16 protein-coding genes and 1 pseudogene are annotated in these 18,695 nt (G+C 71.2%); 9 read left to right on the top strand and 8 right to left on the bottom strand.

Going from position 1 to position 18,695, the window contains the following annotated elements; genetic code table 11:
- Window position 1 precedes the first annotated feature (1 nt).
- From CLV70_RS18620 to CLV70_RS18610, 3 genes are read left to right on the top strand one after another with little or no spacing between them, the layout of a single operon-like run.
- Window positions 2–955, top strand: coding sequence for a hypothetical protein (locus CLV70_RS18620; RefSeq protein ID WP_106127795.1), 954 nt, complete (start codon window positions 2–4; stop codon window positions 953–955).
- A 40-nt stretch (window positions 956–995) separates the two neighbouring features.
- The gene (locus CLV70_RS18615) at window positions 996–1,733 is read left to right on the top strand and encodes an SCO6745 family protein (RefSeq protein ID WP_106127949.1); all 738 of its coding nucleotides are present in this window, start codon (window positions 996–998) and stop codon (window positions 1,731–1,733) included.
- A 14-nt stretch (window positions 1,734–1,747) separates the two neighbouring features.
- The gene (locus CLV70_RS18610; protein WP_106127794.1) at window positions 1,748–2,701 is read left to right on the top strand and encodes a GNAT family N-acetyltransferase; all 954 of its coding nucleotides are present in this window, start codon (window positions 1,748–1,750) and stop codon (window positions 2,699–2,701) included.
- On the opposite strand, the gene CLV70_RS18605 is transcribed toward CLV70_RS18610, so the two are convergent.
- Window positions 2,698–3,159, bottom strand: coding sequence for a gamma-glutamylcyclotransferase (locus CLV70_RS18605; protein ID WP_106127793.1), 462 nt, complete (start codon window positions 3,157–3,159; stop codon window positions 2,698–2,700). The two genes, CLV70_RS18610 and CLV70_RS18605, sit on opposite strands and share 4 nt — an antisense overlap.
- Before the next feature lie 105 nt (window positions 3,160–3,264).
- On the opposite strand from CLV70_RS18605, the gene CLV70_RS18600 reads away from it, so the two are divergent.
- Window positions 3,265–4,665 carry an NAD(P)H-quinone dehydrogenase gene (locus CLV70_RS18600; RefSeq protein WP_106127792.1) on the top strand — a complete coding sequence of 467 codons (1,401 nt, stop codon included), beginning with the start codon at window positions 3,265–3,267 and terminating at the stop codon, window positions 4,663–4,665.
- Window positions 4,666–4,698: 33 nt separating this feature from the next.
- Here the strand turns inward: CLV70_RS18600 and CLV70_RS18595 are convergent, their stop codons facing one another.
- The gene (locus CLV70_RS18595) at window positions 4,699–5,475 is read right to left on the bottom strand and encodes a DedA family protein (protein ID WP_106127948.1); all 777 of its coding nucleotides are present in this window, start codon (window positions 5,473–5,475) and stop codon (window positions 4,699–4,701) included.
- 456 nt (window positions 5,476–5,931) lie between these two features.
- On the opposite strand from CLV70_RS18595, the gene CLV70_RS18590 reads away from it, so the two are divergent.
- Window positions 5,932–6,876 carry an NADP-dependent oxidoreductase gene (locus CLV70_RS18590; protein ID WP_106127791.1) on the top strand — a complete coding sequence of 315 codons (945 nt, stop codon included), beginning with the start codon at window positions 5,932–5,934 and terminating at the stop codon, window positions 6,874–6,876.
- An 18-nt stretch (window positions 6,877–6,894) separates the two neighbouring features.
- Here the strand turns inward: CLV70_RS18590 and CLV70_RS18585 are convergent, their stop codons facing one another.
- Complete coding sequence (locus CLV70_RS18585) at window positions 6,895–8,652, bottom strand: acetyl/propionyl/methylcrotonyl-CoA carboxylase subunit alpha (protein ID WP_106127790.1); 1,758 nt, start codon at window positions 8,650–8,652, stop codon at window positions 6,895–6,897.
- A gap of 65 nt (window positions 8,653–8,717) precedes the next feature.
- Here CLV70_RS18585 and CLV70_RS18580 point away from each other — a divergent pair, with 65 nt between their 5' ends.
- The 3 genes from CLV70_RS18580 (at window position 8,718) to CLV70_RS18570 (ending at window position 11,032) form a co-directional block, all read left to right on the top strand.
- Window positions 8,718–9,251 (top strand): PadR family transcriptional regulator, encoded by a 534-nt coding sequence (locus CLV70_RS18580; RefSeq protein ID WP_245908313.1) that lies wholly within the window; start codon window positions 8,718–8,720, stop codon window positions 9,249–9,251.
- An 83-nt stretch (window positions 9,252–9,334) separates the two neighbouring features.
- Window positions 9,335–10,273, top strand: a complete 939-nt coding sequence (locus tag CLV70_RS18575) for an ATP-binding cassette domain-containing protein (protein ID WP_106127789.1) — start codon at window positions 9,335–9,337, stop codon at window positions 10,271–10,273.
- A 3-nt stretch (window positions 10,274–10,276) separates the two neighbouring features.
- Entirely contained in the window at window positions 10,277–11,032 is a 756-nt protein-coding gene (locus tag CLV70_RS18570; RefSeq protein ID WP_106127788.1) for an ABC transporter permease, read from the top strand.
- Window positions 11,033–11,041: 9 nt separating this feature from the next.
- Here the strand turns inward: CLV70_RS18570 and CLV70_RS18565 are convergent, their stop codons facing one another.
- The 5 genes from CLV70_RS18565 to CLV70_RS18545 all read right to left on the bottom strand — a co-directional run bounded on the left by CLV70_RS18565 (window position 11,042) and on the right by CLV70_RS18545 (window position 15,165).
- Window positions 11,042–11,659 (bottom strand): Maf family protein, encoded by a 618-nt coding sequence (locus tag CLV70_RS18565; protein WP_106127787.1) that lies wholly within the window; start codon window positions 11,657–11,659, stop codon window positions 11,042–11,044.
- Between the two features lie 268 nt (window positions 11,660–11,927).
- Window positions 11,928–13,028 (bottom strand): type VII secretion-associated serine protease mycosin, encoded by a 1,101-nt coding sequence (gene mycP / locus CLV70_RS18560; RefSeq protein ID WP_106127786.1) that lies wholly within the window; start codon window positions 13,026–13,028, stop codon window positions 11,928–11,930.
- On the bottom strand, window positions 13,025–14,434 hold the full coding sequence (locus CLV70_RS39160; protein ID WP_146164094.1) for a hypothetical protein: 1,410 nt from the start codon (window positions 14,432–14,434) through the stop codon (window positions 13,025–13,027). Before CLV70_RS39160 ends, mycP begins: the two co-directional genes overlap by 4 nt.
- The gene (locus CLV70_RS18550) at window positions 14,434–14,838 is read right to left on the bottom strand and encodes a hypothetical protein (RefSeq protein ID WP_106127784.1); all 405 of its coding nucleotides are present in this window, start codon (window positions 14,836–14,838) and stop codon (window positions 14,434–14,436) included. The genes CLV70_RS39160 and CLV70_RS18550 overlap by 1 nt, the downstream gene beginning before the upstream one ends.
- A gap of 129 nt (window positions 14,839–14,967) precedes the next feature.
- Window positions 14,968–15,165, bottom strand: coding sequence for an acyl-CoA carboxylase subunit epsilon (locus tag CLV70_RS18545; protein WP_106127783.1), 198 nt, complete (start codon window positions 15,163–15,165; stop codon window positions 14,968–14,970).
- 102 nt (window positions 15,166–15,267) lie between these two features.
- Here CLV70_RS18545 and CLV70_RS41090 point away from each other — a divergent pair.
- A pseudogene (locus CLV70_RS41090) lies at window positions 15,268–16,563 on the top strand (serine/threonine-protein kinase); the annotation flags it as partial.
- Between the last annotated feature and the right edge of the window lie 2,132 nt (window positions 16,564–18,695).

Raw genomic sequence — 18,695 nt, 5'->3', positions numbered from 1 at the left:
CGTGGCCCGGCACCAGGACACCGACGACCTCGTCCGGCAGCTGTACGAGGCGTCGCCGGACGGCTTCGTCGCGGGCCGGGCCGCCGCCGTCGCCGCCGCGCGGAAGGCGGGTGACAAGGAGGCGGCCAAGCGGCTGGCCGCCCTGCGCAAACCCACCGTGGCGGCGTGGCTGGTCAACCTGCTGGCCCTGCGCCGGCCCGAGCTGATCGAGGACCTGGCCGGCCTGGCCACGGCCCTGCGCCAGGCCCAGCGCAGCCTGCGCGGCGAGGAGCTGCGCGAGCTGTCCACCCAGCGCCGCCAGGTCGTCTCCGCGCTGGTACGGGCCGCGCAGCAGCTCGCCGTCGAGGACGATCCGTCGCTGCGGACGACGAAGCTGCCGATGGCCGAGGTCGAGGCGACGCTGAGCGCGGCCCTCGCCGAGCCCGAGATCGCCGAGCAGGTCCGCAGCGGCCGCCTGGTGAAGGCGGCGACCTACGCGGGCTTCGGCGAGGTTCCGCGGCCGCGGCTGCGCCTGGTCACCGCGGACGACGACGCGGCCGCGCCCGAGGCCGAGCCGGAGCCGGAGGCCGAGGAAGACCCCGCGGACGTGCGGCCGAAGAAGTTGTCGGCGCTGGAGGAGCGGCGGCGCCGGGCCGAGGAGAAGGCCCGGGCCGAACGCGCGGCCAAGCGACGCGAGCTGCAGCGGCAGTTGACGGCGGCGCGGGCGGCGGACCGCAAGGCGAAGACGGCCCTGGAAGACGCCGAGGCGGCCGAGCGGGCCGCCGGGCACGCCGTCGACGAGCTCGAGGAGCAGATCGCCGAGCTGGAGCGGCAGCGGATCGTGGCGCAGGCCGAGGTCTCCCGCCGCAAGCTGGCCCGGCGCTCCGCCGAGCGGGACGCCTCCTCCGCACGGCGGCAGGTCGGCGACGTGGAGGCGGCGCTGGAGGACCTCGACGCCGACGAACCGGATAGGTAGCCGGTTTTCCTGAACCGGTCAGGGAGAGCAGAATCGGGTGGTGACCCCCGAACAGGCAGCCGCCAATGCCCGGGCGGGACTCGCGTCCCTCGTCGGGACGTTCGCCGAGTCCCCGCAGACGCTGCGCCGTGCCCGGCTGATGGGGCTGTCCGGATGGGCGTACCACGTGGCGGCCCGGGCCGGGGCGCTCGGTGACGTGCGGCCCGAGACTGTCGCCGCGGCCGTCGGGTTCATCGCCCCGGACGCGGTCACCGACGGCTGGGAGGCGGCGGCGAAGACCACCCCGCCGGTCGAGGTCGCCACCTGGCACCTGCACGAGCTGTGCCGGTGGGGAGCGGACGAGCTGGGCGGCTTCCCCCGGCTGGCGCGCCTGCTGGAGCTGGCCGGGCCGGTGGTGTCCGCGGTGGACTGCGCCGGCCTGCCGCTGTTCGCCGCGTGGCGGGCGATGCCGGTGCCGGACGCCTCCCCGGGCGCGCAGGCCGCCGTCGCGCTGAACCTCCTGCACGAACATTGGCTCGGCGTGCACCTCGTGGCGGTGCGCGCCAGCGGCCTCACCCCGCTCCAGGCGATCATCGCGGGGCCGGAGGGCGAGACCGGCGCGGTGGCGTTCGGGTGGCAGCCGCCGTACCCGCAGGCCGGGCCGATCGTGCGGCGTCTCATGTGGGCCGAGTCGGTCGCCGGGTCGCTGGCCGGGCAGGCGTACGCGGCCCTGGGCCGGGCCGAGCGCATCGAGCTGATCGGCCTGCTCAAATCTCTGTCGCACCACCTTGCCCGTTAGGGCACTCTTTACCGGTGACCGAGCTTCCTCCGGGCTGGCGTACCCGCCGGCCGACCCTCGACGACGTGCCGGAGATCCTGGCCCTGGCGCAGGCGAGCGACATCGCGGCGATGGGCGAGCCCGACTTCACCGCCGAGGACGTCCGCGAGGGGCTGACCTGCCCCCACACCGACATGACCCGGGACTGCTGGGTGGCGCTCGACCCGGACGGCGCGATCCGGGGCTGGGCGTACCCGCACAACGCTGACCGGGGGCCGCGGGACTTCCTCGAGGTCTACGTGTGGCCCGAGCTCGGCGTGCCGGCGCTGCGGCCGCTGCTGGCGCTGATGCTCGGCCGGGCCGCCGAGCGCGGCGCCGAGTTCGGGCACGAGACCTACACGGTACGGGCGGGAGCCGTGCCCACCGAGAAGCCGTGGATCGAGGCGCTGACCGACGCCGGCTTCGCGTTCAGCAAGCAGCACGCCCGGATGACGATGTCGCTCGACGGCGTGTCGCCGGTTCCGCCCGAGCCGCCCGCCGGGATCACCGTGCGCCCGGTACGCCCGGACGACGAGGACGAGATGCGCCGCTTCCACGCGACGATCGAGGAGGCGTTCCGGGACAGCGACCACCACGCGACCGACTACGCGACGTGGCGGGCGCAGGTGGACGCCGAGGCGAGTGTCTCCTACGACGAGTGGTTCGTGGGGGAGGCCGGCGGGGAGTGGGCCGGGGTGCTCCAGTCCTCCGACTCGAACGCCGAGGATGGCACGGGCTGGGTGCGGGCGCTCGCGGTGCTGCGGGCGTACCGGAGAAAGGGTGTGGGTGAGGCCCTTCTGCGCCGGGCCTTCGCGACGTATGCCGGCAAGGGGCGCACGTCGGCGGGCCTCGGCGTCGACCTGGCGAATCCCACCCGGGCGGCGCGCCTCTACCGCGCCGTCGGCATGCACCCCATGTACGAGGCGAACATCTACGAGCGGACGGTCTAGATCTCCGGCGAGGACGTACGGGTGGGGCGCTGCCGCAGGTCGCTGACGTAGTCGTCGGGCGCGCCCGCCTTCTCGGCGGCGTTGGCGATCTCCGAGAGATACCAGGCCGTCGGCATGCCGCCCTCGTAGCCGTCGAAGACGTAGACCCAGGCGCTGAGGTCGCCCTCCAGCGTCGAGACGCGCACGGTGAGCTTCTGGTACGCCCCCGCGGTCACGCCCTCGACCTCGTCGAGCTGGGCGGCGTCCCAGGGGTGCACGTCGTAGAGCGAGACGAAGACGCGGTCGCCGGGGGACTCGACGATCGTGGTGACCGCGCCCTCCCAGCCCATGTCGCCCTCGCCGGCGAAGGTCAGGCGCCAACCCTCGACCCACCCCACGCCCACCATCGGGGAGTGCGGACAATAGGCCCGCATCCGGGCCGGATCAAGGTTGGAACCGTACGCGGCGTAATGACCCACGGCGATGACGATAGCCCGGGACGCGGTTGAGGGAGAATACGAGGTGTGCGTGTCGGCACATCTCAGTCACGTAAGTGACGAAACGGAACAATGGGGGTTGAACGCGTGAGTCGGATCGTGATCATCGGCGGTGGGCCGGGCGGGTACGAGGCGGCGCTGGTCGCCGCGCAGCTCGACGCGGACGTCACCCTCGTCGAGGCCGACGGCGCCGGCGGCGCGTGCGTGCTCTCGGACTGCGTGCCCTCCAAGACGTTCATCGCCAGCTCGGAGGTGGTGACCGGCTACCGGCACAACGAGCGGTTCGGCGTCCGCTCGCCCGGTCTCGAGGGCGTCACCGTCGACGCGAAGGCCGTCAACGACCGGGTCAAGAAGCTCGCCCTCGCCCAGTCCGGCGACATCCAGGCCAAGCTGGTCAAGGCCGGCGTGGACGTGGTGCAGGGGCGGGCGCGGCTGGGCGAGGACACGCTCGGTCACACCCACCAGGTGCTGATCACCCCGCACGGCGGCGAGCGGTACGCGGTGGACGCCTCGACCGTGCTGATCGCCACCGGCGCGACGCCGCGGGTGCTCGACAGCGCCCGGCCGGACGGCGAACGCGTCCTCGACTGGCGCCAGGTGTACGACCTCACCGAGCTGCCCGAGCACCTGATCGTCGTCGGCTCGGGTGTGACCGGTGCGGAGTTCGCCAGCGCGTACCTCGCGATGGGCGTGAAAGTGACTTTGGTCTCCAGCCGCGAGCGGGTCATGCCGCACGAGGACGCCGACGCCGCGATGGCGATCGAACGGGTCTTCCGCGAGCGCGGCATGACGATCCTCAACCAGTCCCGCGCCGACTCCGTGGTCAACACCGGCGACGGCGTGCAGGTGACCCTCTCCGACGGCCGCGTGGTGACCGGTTCCCACGCGCTGATGGCCGTCGGCGCCGTGCCGAACACCGCGGATCTGGGCCTGCGCGAGTACGGCGTCGACGTCGCCCAGGGCGGCTACGTGACCGTCGACCGGGTCTCCCGTACCAACGTCCCCGGCATCTACGCGGCCGGCGACTGCACCGGCGTCCTGCCCCTGGCCAGCGTCGCCGCCATGCAGGGCCGGATCGCGATCTGGCACGCCATGGGCGAGGCGGTCGCGCCGCTGCGGCTGCGTACGGTCTCCGCCAACGTCTTCACCGACCCGGAGCTGGCCACCGTCGGCGTCTCGCAGAACGACGTGGACCTCGGCAAGGTGCCGGCCCGCCAGGTCATGCTCCCGCTCACCGGCAACGCCCGGGCCAAGATGGCCGGGCTGCGCGACGGCTTCGTGAAGCTCTTCTGCCGCCCGGCGACCGGCCAGATCGTCGGCGGCGTGGTGGTGGCCCCGAAGGCCAGCGAGCTGATCCTGCCGATCACGATGGCGATCGAGAACAACCTGACGGTGGACCAGCTCGCCCACACCATCACGATCTATCCGTCGCTGTCGGGGTCGATCGCCGAGGCCGCCCGCCAGCTCATGCTGCACGAGCTTCAGTAGCCGCCCGGCGGCGTCAGCGTCCGGGCCGCGTGCTCACCGGTGGGCGTGCTTGCCGGCGGTCGCATCGCCGGCGGCCGGCTCCTCCGGCTCGGAGATCGGCCCGGACGCGAAACCGGCCTCGACCGGGAAGGCCTCGGTGGCCGCCTCTTCACCGCTCTCTTCGGCGACCTCCTTGCGGCCGCCGAAGAGGGCGAGAATCCAGCCGGCCGTGCCGAAGATGACCGCGGCCGTCGCGGCGATCGCGAACAGGCGCCAGGCCGACTGGGTCACCGCCGTGCCGCCGATGTGGCCGACCAGCCCGCCGTACGTCGCCCAGGCCACCGCCGCGCCGCCGTCGTACAGCAGGAAGAGCTTGATGGGGTAGCCGGTGCGGCCCGCGTGGTAGCCGGCCGCCATCCGCCCGCCGGGGACGAAGCGGCAGAGCAGCAGCACCAGCGGGCCGGGCCGGCGCAGGCCCCGGGTGAAGCGCTCGGCGGCGCGCTTGGTGCGGGAGTCGCCCTTGGGGTCGCCGCCCTTGGGCCCGAACCGGTGGCGCAGGGCGGAGAGGCGCCCGCTGCCCGGATGGCCGTTCGCGTGGCCGGCCGCCGTACGGCCCAGCACGAACGCGAGGGAGTCGCCGGCGAGCATGCCGAGCGCGCCGACGGTGATGACCAGGGCGAGGTTGAGGTTGCCGTACACGGTGAGCGCGCCGGAGGTGATCATGATGGCCTGGATGGGCACCACCGGCACCATCGCGTCGACGGCGAGGAAGCCGAAGAGAGCCAGATATGCCCACGCCGGTGTTGCCATGACGGTCAACAGTTCGGTCATCGGCTCGGCCACCTCACGGCTCCAGGATCCACGGCATTCTCCGTGGGCGCACCTGAGAATGGGCTGAGTTCAGCATGCGCCTCGATCAGGCCCGGCTCACGGTGATGCCGGACACGCTACGTCCTTCACCGTGCACCCGTGGGTCATGACGCGGGCGGTTTCTGCCGATCTCGGGCGGTCCGGGCGGTGATCGTCCGCTACTGGTGCGGGTCCGGCGCGCGTACCGTGGGGGCAAGTTCCGGGCACGCCGGGTCCCCCGTTCCTGGCGTTCCGGGCTTGCGGCGCCCGCCCGGCCGGCGTGATCGGTGTGCCGGGTGTGACAGCGCCGAGGGCCGTCGGTAGGTCCCGTACCGGCGGCCCCACCCTGAGCGTGGGCCGGGACATACGGGCAGGAGTATTACTCGGACGTCCCCGGCCGGTAGGCCGCGGCGGAGTCTTGCCGCAGGGTGATCAACTATGCGTGCGATCCGATACGACAGCTACGGTCCGGCCGAGGTGCTCCACGTCGCCGAGGTGCCCGACCCGCAGGCCGGCCCGGGCGAGGTGCTGGTCCGCGTTCATGCCGCCGGAGTGCACCCGGTCGAACTCGCGGTGAGGGAAGGCAAGCTGCGCCGATTCCTCCGGCAGCCGCTGCCTCGGGGGCTGGGTGCCGATTTCGCGGGCGTCGTCGCCGCGGCCGGCGCGGGCGTGAGCACAGTCCGGGCCGGTGACCGGGTCTGGGGCGTCCTTCCCCACCTCAAGCTGGGCAGTACCGCCGAGTTCGTGGTGGTGCCGGAAAAGCTGGTGTCCCCCGCGCCGGCCGATCTCACGCTGATCGAGGCGGCCGCGCTGCCGGCCGCCGGTACGACCGTCATCCGGGCGCTGACCCGGGCGGTGCGGCTGACCGGCGGGCAGCGACTGCTGGTACGCGGCGCGTCCGGGGGCGCCGGCGTGCTCGCCGTCCAGCTGGGCCGGTCGCTCGGCGCGCACGTCACGGCGCTGGCCGGCGCCGGTGCCCGGGAACTGGTCGAGTCGCTGGGTGCGGACGAGGTGGTCGACTACCGTACGGCGGATCCGGCGTCGCTCGGCCGGTTCCACGTCATCCTGGACCTGGTCGGGACCGACGTGGGCACGTTCCGGAAGCTGCTGGCACCGAAGGGCCGCCTGATCGCGCTGGCGATGGACGCCGATCATCCGCTCCGCTGGATGAGCTCGCTGCTCCTGCCGGGCGTGGTCGGCTTCTCCAACAACCCGTCCGCCGGCGAACTGGCCGCCCTGGCCCGGGCCGTCGAGAAGGGCGAGCTCCGCCCGGTGGTCGGCGGCGTGCTGCCGATGGAGCAGGTGGTGGAGGCGCACCACCGCCTGGCGCGGGGCGGCGTCCACGGCCGGCTGATCCTCACCACGGGGGACCACCCGGAGTAGCCAGCCCCGGTCGCGCGCTCAGTCTTCGATGATGCAGATCGTCGTGCCGGCCGTGATGGTGCTGCCGACCTCCGCGGTCAGGCCGTTCACCGTGCCCGTCCGGTGGGCCTGCAGCGGCTGCTCCATCTTCATCGCCTCGACGACCACGATCACGTCGCCCTCGGTCACGGTGTCACCGTTCGCGACGGCGACCTTGACGATGGTGCCCTGCATCGGGGCCGTCAGCGCGGCGGCGCCGGCGGTGGGGGTGGACGCCGTTCGTGCTCCTGACCGACGGGGGGTGGTGCTGCGGTGGGGTGCGGGTGCGGCCGTACCCACATGGGCCGGAAGACGCACCTCCAGGCGCTTGCCGCCGACCTCGACCACGACGGTGCGGCGCTCTTCGGGCTCGGGCTCGGGCGCCGGGACGGCGACCGGCGTGAACGCGGGCACGCCGCCGGACCACTCGGTCTCGATCCACCGGGTGTGCACGGTGAACGGCTCGGCCGTGAACGCGGGATCGCGCACGACCAGGCGGTGGAACGGCAGCACGGTCGCGATGCCCTCGATCACGGTCTCGTCCAGCGCGCGCCGGGCCCGTTCGAGCGCCTCCGCCCGGGTCGCGCCGGTCACGATGATCTTCGCGAGCATGGAGTCGAAGTTGCCGCCGATGACGCTGCCCGCCTCGACGCCCGCGTCCACCCGGACGCCCGGCCCGGACGGCCACGTCAGGGCGGTGACCGTGCCGGGCGCGGGCAGGAAGTTGCGGCCCGCGTCCTCGCCGTTGATCCGGAACTCGATGGCGTGGCCGCGCGGCTCCGGGTCCTCGGTGTGCGCCAGCGGCTCGCCGTCGGCGATGCGGAACTGCTCGCGCACCAGGTCGATGCCGGCGGTCTCCTCGCTGACCGGGTGCTCGACCTGCAACCGCGTGTTCACCTCGAGGAACGAGATGGTGCCGTCCTGGCCGACGAGATACTCGACCGTGCCGGCGCCGTGATAGCCGGCCTCCCGGCAGATGGCCTTGGCGCTGGAGTGGATGCGCTCGCGCTGCTCCGCGGTGAGGAACGGGGCCGGCGCCTCCTCGACCAGCTTCTGGTGTCGGCGCTGCAGCGAGCAGTCGCGCGTGCCGACGACGATGACGGTGCCGTGCGTGTCGGCCAGGACCTGCGCCTCCACGTGCCGCGGCCGGTCCAGGTAGCGCTCGACGAAGCACTCGCCGCGGCCGAACGCCGCGACCGCCTCGCGGGTCGCCGACTCGAAGAGCGCGGGAATCTCCTCCAGCGTGCGGGCCACCTTCAGGCCGCGCCCGCCGCCGCCGAAGGCCGCCTTGATCGCGACGGGCAGGCCGTGCTCGCGCGCGAACGCGACGATCTCGTCGGCGCCGGCCACCGGCTCGGCCGTGCCCGGCACGAGCGGCGCGCCGGCCCGCTGCGCGATGTGCCGCGCGGTGACCTTGTCGCCGAGGTCGCGGATCGCCGCCGGGGTGGGACCGATCCAGGTCAGACCCGCATCCAGTACGGCCTGAGCGAACTCGGCGTTCTCGCTGAGGAAGCCGTAGCCGGGGTGCACCGCGTCGGCGCCGCTGCGGGCGGCGACGTCCAGGAGTTTGTCGATGCGCAGATAGGTGTCGGCGGCGGTCTCGCCGTCGAGGGCCCAGGCCTCGTCGGCGAGTCGTGCGGGCGGCGCGTCCCGGTCGCCGTCGGCATAGGCGGCGACGCTGGTCAGGCCGGCGTCGCGGCAGGCCCGGATGACACGGACGGCGATCTCGCCCCGATTGGCGATCAATACCTTCTGCACGGGCCTGAGCCTATCCTCAGGCGTCCGCGCCGCGCTCAGTCAAGTTTGCCTATTACGCTGAGCGCATGTCCGTCACCCGCATGATGATCCTCGGCGTCGTCCAGTGGATGCAGCCGGTTCACGGCTACGACGTCCGTCGCGAGTTGCTCAGCTGGGGCGCCGACAAGTGGGCCAACGTGCAGCCCGGCTCGATCTACCACGGCCTGCGCAAGCTCGCCGAGGAGGAGCTGCTGCGGGCGGTGGCGACGGAGCAGGTGGGCGCGCGGCCGGCCCGGACCACGTACGAGATCACGGAGAAGGGCGCGGGCGAGTTCCAGGCGCTGCTGCGCAACTACTGGTGGAACCTCGCGCCCGCGCCGGACCCCTTCGTCGCCGCCTTCTCGCTCCTTCCGGCGCTGCCCCGGGACGAGGCCGCCGCCGCCCTGCGCAACCGCGCCGAGCAGCTCGCGGTCGGGAACAAGCAGCTCGAGGCGGCGATGGGCGCGGACTGGTCGCGGCAGAAGCCGGAGTACGTGAGCTGGATGTGGGAGCTGGTCATCGCCCGCGCCGAGGCGGAGATCCAATGGTGCCGGCGCGTCGCCGACCGCCTGCTTGAGTAATCAACTTTGACTAAATGCCCGCGCCGGACCTAGGCTGCCCGGGACGGTGGCGGGCACCGGTCCGCCCACGGCTGGGGGCCGACATGATCGAAACGCGGGGGCTGCGCAAGTCCTTCACGACCAGGCAGGGCGCCGTCGAGGCCGTACGCGGCGTCGACCTCACCATCGACGAGGGCGAGATCTTCGGCTTCCTCGGCCCGAACGGCGCCGGCAAGACCACCACGCTGCGCATGCTGGCGACGCTGATCGAACCCGACGGCGGCAGCGCCGTCATCGCGGGAGCCGACCTGCGCACCAGCCCCGGGGAGGTGCGCCGCCGCATCGGCTACGTCGCCCAGGGCGGCGCCACCTGGGACGACTCCACCGCCCGCGAGGAACTCGTGCTCCAGGCCCGCCTCTACGGCATCTCCAAGGCCGAGGCGCGGACCCGTGCCGCCCGCGTCCTCGACGGCTTCCAGCTCGCCGGGTACGCCGACCGCAAATGCAAGACGTACTCGGGCGGCCAGCGGCGCCGGGTCGACATCGCCCTCGGGATCATCCACGACCCCCGCGTCGTCTTCCTCGACGAACCGACCACCGGCCTCGACCCGCAGAGCCGCGCCCACATGTGGGACGAGATCCGCCGCCTGCGCGCCGAGGGCATCACCATCTTCATCACCACGCACTACCTCGACGAGGCGGATGCGCTCTGCGACCGGGTCTCCATCATGGACAACGGCGAGATCGTCGCCTCCGGCACCCCGGCGGCTCTGAAACGGGAGATCTCCGGCGATGTCGTACGGGTGGGAGTCGCCTCCCCGGCCCTCGCGGCGGAGGCCCTGGGCTCGGCGCCGTTCGTCAACAAGCTGGAGACCCACGAGGACAGCATCCGCCTCTACGTCGACGACGGCGCCTCGGCGATCCCGCTGGTGCTCCGCGCCCTCGACGCCGCCGCGGTGCCGCTGGGCACGATCGAACTGCACCGCCCCAGCCTCGACGACGTCTTCCTGACCAGGACCGGCCGATCCCTGCGGGAGAGCTGACCCATGAAGCTGCTGCGCGACACCTGGCTGATCTTCCAGCGGCAGGCCCTGCTGCTGCTCCGCAACCCGGTCTGGATCCTGGTAGGAGTGTTCCAGCCGGTCATGTACCTGCTGTTGTTCGCGCCGCTGCTCAAGCCGGCCCTCGGGGTGCGGACGAACGCGGAGGCGTACGAGATCTTCGTCCCCGGCCTGCTCGTCCTCCTGGCCATCTTCGGCGGCCTGTTCCAGGGCTTCGGCCTGATCGCCGAACTGCGCGCGGGAGTGATCGAACGGTCCCGCGTGACCCCGGTCAGCCGCCTCGCCCTGCTCCTGGGCCGCTCCCTGCGCGACACGGTGTCCCTGCTGTCCCAGGCGGTGATCATCACCCTGCTGGCGCTGGCGTTCGACCTCCGCGTGGTGCTGGGCAACCTGCTGCTCGCCTACCTGATGCTGGCCCTGATCTCCCTGATGACCTCGGCGATGTCGTACGGCGTGGCCCTGGCGGTCAAGAGCGAGGACGTGCTGGCCCCACTGATGAACACGGTGGCGCAGCCGGTGCTGCTGCTCTCCGGCATCCTGCTGCCCCTGACGTTCGCGCCGGGCTGGCTGCAGGGGGTCGCGGACTGGAACCCGTTCTCCTGGGCGGTGGACGGAACCCGCGCCCTGTTCCGCGGCGACCTGGGAGCGCCGGCCGTGTGGCAGGGACTGGTGATCATGGCCGTGCTGGCGGTCGCGGCGGTGACCTGGGCGGCTCGGCTGTTCGCCCGCAGCGTGCGGTGAGGCTGTGTCCTAGGCTTTTCTCCACAGTGTCGGAACGCTGGCGCCGAAGCTGGAAAGCAGGCGTCGCAGCAGCGGAAGCGACAACCCCACAACGTTGCCGTGATCCCCTTCGATCCGCTCGACGAAAGAAGCCCCCAGCCCGTCGATGGTGAAGGCCCCGGCAACATGAAGAGGCTCGCCGGTGGCAACGTAGGCATCGATCTCGGCGTCGCTGACATCAGCGAAGTGAACAACGGTCGCGCCGACGTCCTCGGCCTGCTTGCCACTGGTGAGATCGGTCAGATGATGCCCGGTGTGCAGCACCCCGGACCGCCCCCGCATGGCCCGCCACCGCCGAACGGCCTCATCGGCGTCGGTGGGCTTGCCGAGAATCTGCCCGTCGAACGCCAGCACGGAATCACACCCGAGCACCAGCACCCCCTGCTCAGCAGGCAACGAGGCAGCCACGGCGCGAGCCTTCAACCGAGCAAGCTCAAGACAAAGCTCACCAGCATCCGCACTGTCGACAACAGACTCGTCAACCCCACTAACCCGAACCGAAGGATCAAAGCCGGCAGCCCTCAAGAGAGCGAGGCGCGCGGGACTGGCAGAGGCAAGCACCAGCCGGTATTCATCGTGAGTCTGCACGGAGGTTTACGCTACAAGCCCTGATGGTGCGGGTCGTGCAGCGGGCCTGGGAGAGGGTGGGGCCGCTTCGCTGGGGGCGGCTCGGGGTCCGTGAGAGCGGGTCGGGCGCTGCGGGTCGGGCGCTGCGGGTCGGGCGCTGCGGGTCGGGCGCTGCGGGTCGGGCGCTGCGGGTCGGGCGCCGTCGCGGCGGCGGCACTGACCGCTGGCGTAGGGCGGCTCGGGGCGCTGCCGCAGCGGCGGCTGAGGGCACTGAAGGGTCGGACGCTGCTTAGCGCGCGGACCGCCGACGGACCCACAGGATCCCAACCAGCCCGGCGAGGAGCACAACAATCGCCCCTCCGGCGATGAGGGGGGTGTTGTTGCCAGCGGGCTCAGTCTTGTCTTCGCCCTTAGGTGAAGCGTCGGCTGTTGGTGCAGGTGGTGAACTGCTCGGAGCGGCGGAGGCGGGGGTGGTGTTGTAGCTCAGAGCGGCGACGATGTTGACAATGCCGTGCCCGTATTCGTCGTCAACGCCCGGAGGACCTTTGTCGGTTGCTGTGCTCTCAAGCCTCGCAACCACCTCTTCAGCACTCATCTCAGGAAACTTGCTTCGGATCAAAGCTGCAGCGCCCGAGACCATTGCTGCGGCGTCTGAGGTGCCTTTTTGCTCGACTGCATATTCGTTTTTGTTGGCCGTCGTCGTGATGTCTTCACCCGGAGCGGCGAGGTCGATAGCTGGGCCCGTCACGGAAATCTTGGCAATAGTCCCAGACCTGTCCACGGCTGCCACTGCCACAACATCATCCAATATTGCAGGAGATGTTACCCCGGCATCCTCGGGTCTATTGCCGGCTGCGGCGACTACGACAACGTTAGCCTCAGTTGCGGCGCGCACAGCATTGATTGTTACTGCATCTAGCCCGCCACTGATGGAAATGTTGATAACCTTCGCGCCGTGGGCCACAGCGTAATCGATCGCGGGGCCAATCTCGGCATTTCTGGGCCCATCTTTCAGGACTCGAATCGGTAGAATTTTCGCATCGGGGGCGATGCCGAGCGTACCGGCGCCATCTGCGCCATGTGCTGCAATCAGGCCAGCCATGCTGGTGCCGTGCCCGTCTGCGTCTGTTCGGCCGCTGCCTCCAGGATCGACGAAATCCTTCCCGTGGAGGATGCTTCCGGCTAGATCTGGATGCTCGCTTACCCCTGAATCGATGACTGCGACGGTCACGCCTTTTCCGGTGCTCAACCGATGGGCCTCAGATACTCTCAAATACTTAAGATGCCATTGCCCCTTGCGGACGTCATCGGCCAGGGCGGGAGAATCGCCTATGCCCGCAAATCCCAGGATCAATGCCACGGCCAAAGAGGCGGCGAGTCGCTGTCTCATCTTGCGAGGCCAATAGCGGGCCCCGGATTGATAGGGGGTGCTTCAGGCTGCGGCATAAGTACTGGATCCACGCCTTCTTCTGTAGCCCAGGGGTTGTCTGGATCCCAAAACCTCGATTGAGTGCTGTCCGTGCCTCTCTCATGGCTGCGCGACGAATGGGGGGCGAGGCTGGCCGTCGTCGGTGACGTTGAGGTTCGGCTGGTTCCGGTGCGTCCAGGCAGTGTGCCGTTCTGTCCAATGATGCCCCCAACCGGATTGACTCGGGTTGTCCGTGCGGAGCGTGAGCCAGCTGTGTTGCTCGGCGTTTGTCCGACGATGCCATTTCCGGGATTGGCCCCGATGATCCCACCCGGTGGATTGATCGATCGTGATCCGGGGCCCGAACCGATGTTCGGGTGAGGCAGAAGCGCGTTGGGTGGACGACCGGTAATAGGTGCCGCCGGGGCGGATGGCAACTTTCCGCCGCTGGAGCCCGGCGTCATGAGCCCGGGGATCAGGCCCGTTTGTGAAGGCTGCGATACGCCTGGCAACAGAGACTGTGGGGGAGGACCTGGCAGAGGAGGCGGGGCGACGGTCGAAGGTCCAGCTCCTCCGAGGACTGGCCCGCTGCCGGTCTGCCCTAGCGTTGGGCCGCCGGCAGTCGGGTAGCCCGTTGAGGTTTGAACATGGCCTGCCTGGGTTGCCGTCGATACGTTGCTTGATGATGGCGCCAAAGTTGCGGTTGATCCGCCGCCTCCAGGTGGCGGAATTACCGGCGGGAGTGCAAATCCAGAACCCTCGTCTGACTTTTCTCGCTTTTCCCCACCGGAACTTCCCGCATCGATGGGGTCGTATGGTTTGGGTTTTTGGAGGGCGCTTTGGCCGCTTATTACCGTGCTGCTCAGGTCGTACATGATGATGCGGGCCTGGTTGTTCAGGGCTTCTTGCTGGGCAGTGGAGACCGGCGGCGCGGAGATTTTTGGGGCTTCGTTCGGGTCTGGGAGTTGGGCGTCCTGTTTTGTTTTCCAGGTTAGGTTGGCTTTTTCGTTGGCTTCGAACTGGTCCAGGAGGGGCTTGAGTTTGTGGCGGGCCTGGCTCAGGGTGAGGGTGACCGTGGCGAAGACGGTGTAGTTGGCTGAGGCCGCCTCGTGGGTTGCTTGGAGGTCGGCGATCAGGCTGTCCAGGCGTTGGAGGTAGGCGGCTGCCGCGGGGCTTTTTGAGGGGGGCCAGACCGAGGCTAGGTTGTCGCGGTACATCTGGACCTGGCCGAGGTGGGTCAGGGTCAGGTCGGCGGTTTGGCGCCAGCCGGCCACCACGTCGTAGTGCTTGTCGGTCTCCTGGTCGGCGATTGCTGACCACATGTAGCGGACGTCCGTGGAGTTCCAGTCGGTGCCGCCGTAGCCGCCGCCTCCGTCTGCGATCAGCATCAGGATGTCCTCGTTCCCGGGTCCGGGTCGGTGTTGGTGGCTTCGTCGAAGGCCTTTTCGACGTCGGTCACCTTGGCGTGGGCGTACGCGTCGGAGTCGCCGTACTCCTTGCTGATCGACTGGGCCGCTGTGGCGAAGACGTGCGTACCGTCGCGGAAGTTGAAGGTGTTGGCGAACGTCTGGTTCTGGACCTCGTTGTGGGCCGTGAGGAAGCTTCGCAGCTCGGGGAACAGGGCGCTGGCCTCGGGGAGTTGGGTGAGCATCGACGTCGTCACCCGTTGGAGGTTGGGTTCGTAGCCGGCCTGGACCTCGTGGGCGAGGGTCTTGGCGAACTCTTCCATCGCCTGGATGTCGGTTTCGATCGAGGCGAAGCTCGTGATGGAGCTGTCCGGCAAGTCGTGCACTGCTGTGCCCTCCCCCGAGAGTGCGAAATCCTCCGCGAGACTAGTCGGTGGCCGTGGGGGTTTCGACCCCGTGCTTGCGGTTGTGGACAGTGGCCGCCGTACTGAACACGGTCTATCCGCCGGGGTGGTTCAGCGGGGTAGGCCCGAGTCTCGCCAGGAGCAGTGGGCTGCGGCGGGGCGGGCGCTGCGGGTCCAGGGGGTCGTCGATGCGTCCGGCGTTGCTCCATCCGTACGCGTAGATGTCGTGATCAGGGCTCCCACCAGGGCAGCCAGCTCTTCCGCGGTCGGCGCGCCGCGGACCACCTTGACCAGCGGTTCCTCATCCATTGATCAAGGGTACGGTCCCCGCCCGCGGCGCGCGGTGACACGCGTCCCACACTCGGCTGATCGATTCGCTGCGGCTCGACATGACCGGGTATTTTCTGCGTGATGTCTACTTCCCCCCCGCTCGTTGTCGCTGACCGCTACCGGCTTGTCGCGCCGCTCGGTCAGGGCGGGATGGGTCGTGTCTGGCGGGCGACCGATGTCGTCCTGCACCGTGATGTCGCCATCAAGGAGCTGGTGCCGCCTCCCGGGTTGACGCCCGACGAACGCCAGGAGATGCGTGAGCGGTCGCTCCGCGAGGCCCGGGCGATCGCGCGGCTCAACAACATCAATGTGGTGCGCGTCTTCGACGTGCTGCGTACCGACGCCGATCCGTGGATCGTCATGGAGTACGTGCCTTCCCGCTCCCTGCAGGACATCCTCGCCGGCGACGGGCCTTTCAACCCGGTGCGCGCCGCCGAGATCGGCCTCGGCGTCCTCAATGCGTTGCGTGCCGCGCATCGGGCCGGGGTGGTGCACCGCGACGTCAAGCCCGGCAACGTGCTGATCGGTGAGGACGGCCGTGTCGTGCTCACCGACTTCGGCCTCGCCACGGTGCCCGGCGACCCGAACGTGACCCGCACCGGGCTGGTGCTGGGCTCCCCGGCGTACATCGCTCCGGAGCGCGCCCGGGACGGGACCGCCGGACCCGGCGCCGACCTGTGGTCCCTCGGCGCCACGCTCTACGCCGCGGTCGAGGGCGCCTCGCCCTTTGCGCGTCCCTCGGCCATCGCCACGCTGGCCGCGCTCGCCACCGAGAACCCGCCGCCGGCCCGCAACGCCGGACCGCTCAAGCCGGTCCTCAACGGGCTGCTGCGCAAGGATCCCGCGCACCGGATCAACGCCGACGAGGCCGAACGGTTGCTGCTGCGCGCCACCGGGCGCCGCTCGAAGCTGAGCTTCCCGATGAGCCCGACGATGCGCCGCCCGGGCATCGGCCGGGAACGCCCCCCGATCGTGCCGGGCGTGTCGGCCAGCGCGCCGGTCGTGCCGGGACCGCGCCCGCCGATCGCCACGGGCCGCAGCGGGCCGACTCCGCCGCCGGTTCCGGGCCGCAGCGGGCCGACTCCGCCGCCGGTTCCGGGCCGCAGCGGGCCGACGCCGGTGCCGGGTCACCCCGGTGCCACTCCGGGCCGTCCGGACGCTACGCCGCCGGGGTCGCCCGGCCGGGGTGCCGTGCCGGGCCGTGCCGCCGCGCCGGGTCAGCCCGCGGGAACGCCGCCTGGGTCGCCGGGCCGGGCCGCTGCGACGGCGCCTGTCTCGCCCGGCCGGGCCACGCCGCCGGTAGCCCCCGGGCGCGCCGGTGTGCCGCCCGCGGGACGGCCACCGGTCACGTCCGCGCGCGCGTCCGCACCGCCCCCGGTGTCTCCCGCGCGTCCGCCGGTCGACCCCGCCGGGCAGCGCCCGCCGTCGGGTCCCGGGCCCCTGTTCGCCCCGGGCAAGGCCACCGTGGGTCGCGCACCGCGCCCGGCCGACGCCCCGACGCGGGTCGACGCCCCGAAAACCCCCGTCGACCCGACCAGGGTGGACACGCCTCCGGTTCGTGAAACCCTTTCCCGTACGGGCACAGCAAAGCCGGCGCCCCCACAAGCGGAAGCAGGGGCGGAAGGGCCCCCCGCCCTCGACGCGACGATGCGCGGCGCGGGCTCCGCCCTGGGGTCGTTCACGGTCGAGGAGGTCGCCGCAGCCCGCAAGCGCCGCGCGGCCCAGCACCCGGAGTCCAGCCCAGCCCCGGCAGCCGCAGCCCCCACGGCCGAACCCCAAGCACCCCCGGCCGAACCGCAAGCTCCCACGGCGGAGCCCCAGGCGTCCCCTGCTGAGCCCCAAGCGTCCGCGGTCGAGTCGCAGGTGTTGCCGGCTGAGCCCCAAGCGTCCGTGGCTGAGCCTCAAGCGTCCGCGGTTGAGTCGCAGGTATCGCCGGCGGAGGTGCAGGCGTCCGCGGTTGAGTCGGAGGCGTCGCCGGCGGAGGTGCAGGCGTCCGTGGCCGAGCAGCAGGCGCCGCCGGCGGCTGCCGCCGAGTCGTCCGTGGAGCAGCCCAGCGACGCCGCAACTCAGGTCGCCGAGCCGTCGACAGCCGAAGAAGAAGCGGTACCGGCAACGCCGGAGGACGTGGCGCCGGCTTCGTCCGAAGAGGCGCTGGCGACGCCTGAGGACTCGGCGCCGGCTAACGCTGATGCGTCGGTAGAGGACGCTGAGCCCTCGGTCGGAAATCCTGAGAATGCAGCGCCGTCGGTTGCTGAGCCCGAGTCTCAGCCGTCCGCCGATTCGCCGGAGGACGCGGCGCCGGAGGACGCGGCGGCCAAGAAGGACGCGCCGTCGGTCGACGCGGCAGAGGCGATCGATGCCGCAGAGGCGGTCGACGGAGCAGAGGCGGTCGGTGCGGTAGGGGCCGTCGATGCGGCCAAGGGGGACGCGCCCGCTGCGGTCGAGGTCGAGGCGGCCTCGAGGCCTGACGTGGATGCGGCGGCTGGGGAGGATCAGCCCGGCGGGTCGTCGGATGGCGGTGCGGTGCCGGTCGAGCCGGTGGCAGAGGCCAGGGCGGGGTCCGGTGCCACCACGAAGGCGGGACGGAAGAAGGGCCGCGGGCGTCAGGCGGCTGCGTCCGCCGCCAAGATGGCCAAGGCAGCGCCCGCCGCGACTGCGGCACCGGCCGAGGAGACCAAGCCGGCCGAGGTAGCAACACCGGCCGAGGAGACGAAGCCGGCCGAGGAGACGAAGCCGGCCGAAGTAGCAACGTCGACCGAGGAAACGAAGCCAGCCGAAGCGGCCAAGTCGGCCGAGGCGGCAAAGCTGGCCGAGGCGGCAAAACCGGCCGAGGAGACGGAGCCGGCCGGGGGAGCGAAGCCGGATCAGGGCGGGAAGCCGGATCAGGGCGGACGGATCGACGGCGCGCCGGTGACTGAGGCTGCGGCGCCGGTGAGTGAGGAGGCTGCGGCGAGCACCGCGCCTGAGACCAGTGACGCGGAAGCCGGCGGGTCGAGCGAGGTCGCGGCGGCTGCTCCGGCGGAAGTCACCGGGTCGGCGGCGGTCGAGACGAGTCCTCGGGCGGAGAAGGCTGAAGCGGAGCCGGCCGAAGTGAACCCGGTCAAGCCGGCTACCCAGGCTACTTCGGCTGCGGCTGCCGAGAGGGCTTCGGCTGACGGGGAGGGGGCGCGGAAGGCTGGGGATGTCACGGTTGTGGCGGCGCCTTCCATGCCTCCGCGGCGGGCCGGCAAGGTGCCGAGTCTTGAGGCCGATGATGGTCCTGGGCGTACTCGGGTGATCGGGGCTGGGGCGCCGGGGCTTGCTCCTGCGAATCGGCCCGCGTGGCAGCCTATGAATTTGCGGGCTCCTTCCGGGGGGCGGCGGGGGGTGACCGTTTTCGGGGTCACGCTCACTCGGCAGCAGACCGTTGTCGGGGTGGCGATTCTGGTCGCCGTACTGTTGCTGCTCGGGCTTGTTGTTCCTTTGCTGTTCGCGGGGGGCGATGACGACAAGGGCGCGGCCGGGCCGAC

This window comes from Pseudosporangium ferrugineum (genome assembly GCF_003002065.1).
Classification (GTDB): Bacteria; Actinomycetota; Actinomycetes; order Mycobacteriales; family Micromonosporaceae; genus Actinoplanes; species Actinoplanes ferrugineus_A.
This window is presented reverse-complemented; position numbering and strand designations above follow the sequence as displayed.

What these genes read in the sequence shown, in the direction of transcription:
- CLV70_RS18580 (WP_245908313.1), top strand. Translation starts at nt 8,718, where the DNA reads ATGTCCGTCACCCGCATGATGATCCTCGGCGTCGTCCAGTGGATGCAG.
- CLV70_RS18575 (WP_106127789.1), top strand. Translation starts at nt 9,335, where the DNA reads ATGATCGAAACGCGGGGGCTGCGCAAGTCCTTCACGACCAGGCAGGGC.
- CLV70_RS18595 (WP_106127948.1), bottom strand. Translation starts at nt 5,475, where the DNA reads ATGACCGAACTGTTGACCGTCATGGCAACACCGGCGTGGGCATATCTG.
- CLV70_RS18590 (WP_106127791.1), top strand. Translation starts at nt 5,932, where the DNA reads ATGCGTGCGATCCGATACGACAGCTACGGTCCGGCCGAGGTGCTCCAC.
- CLV70_RS18545 (WP_106127783.1), bottom strand. Translation starts at nt 15,165, where the DNA reads ATGGATGAGGAACCGCTGGTCAAGGTGGTCCGCGGCGCGCCGACCGCG.
- CLV70_RS18570 (WP_106127788.1), top strand. Translation starts at nt 10,277, where the DNA reads ATGAAGCTGCTGCGCGACACCTGGCTGATCTTCCAGCGGCAGGCCCTG.
- CLV70_RS39160 (WP_146164094.1), bottom strand. Translation starts at nt 14,434, where the DNA reads ATGCTGATCGCAGACGGAGGCGGCGGCTACGGCGGCACCGACTGGAAC.
- mycP (WP_106127786.1), bottom strand. Translation starts at nt 13,028, where the DNA reads ATGAGACAGCGACTCGCCGCCTCTTTGGCCGTGGCATTGATCCTGGGA.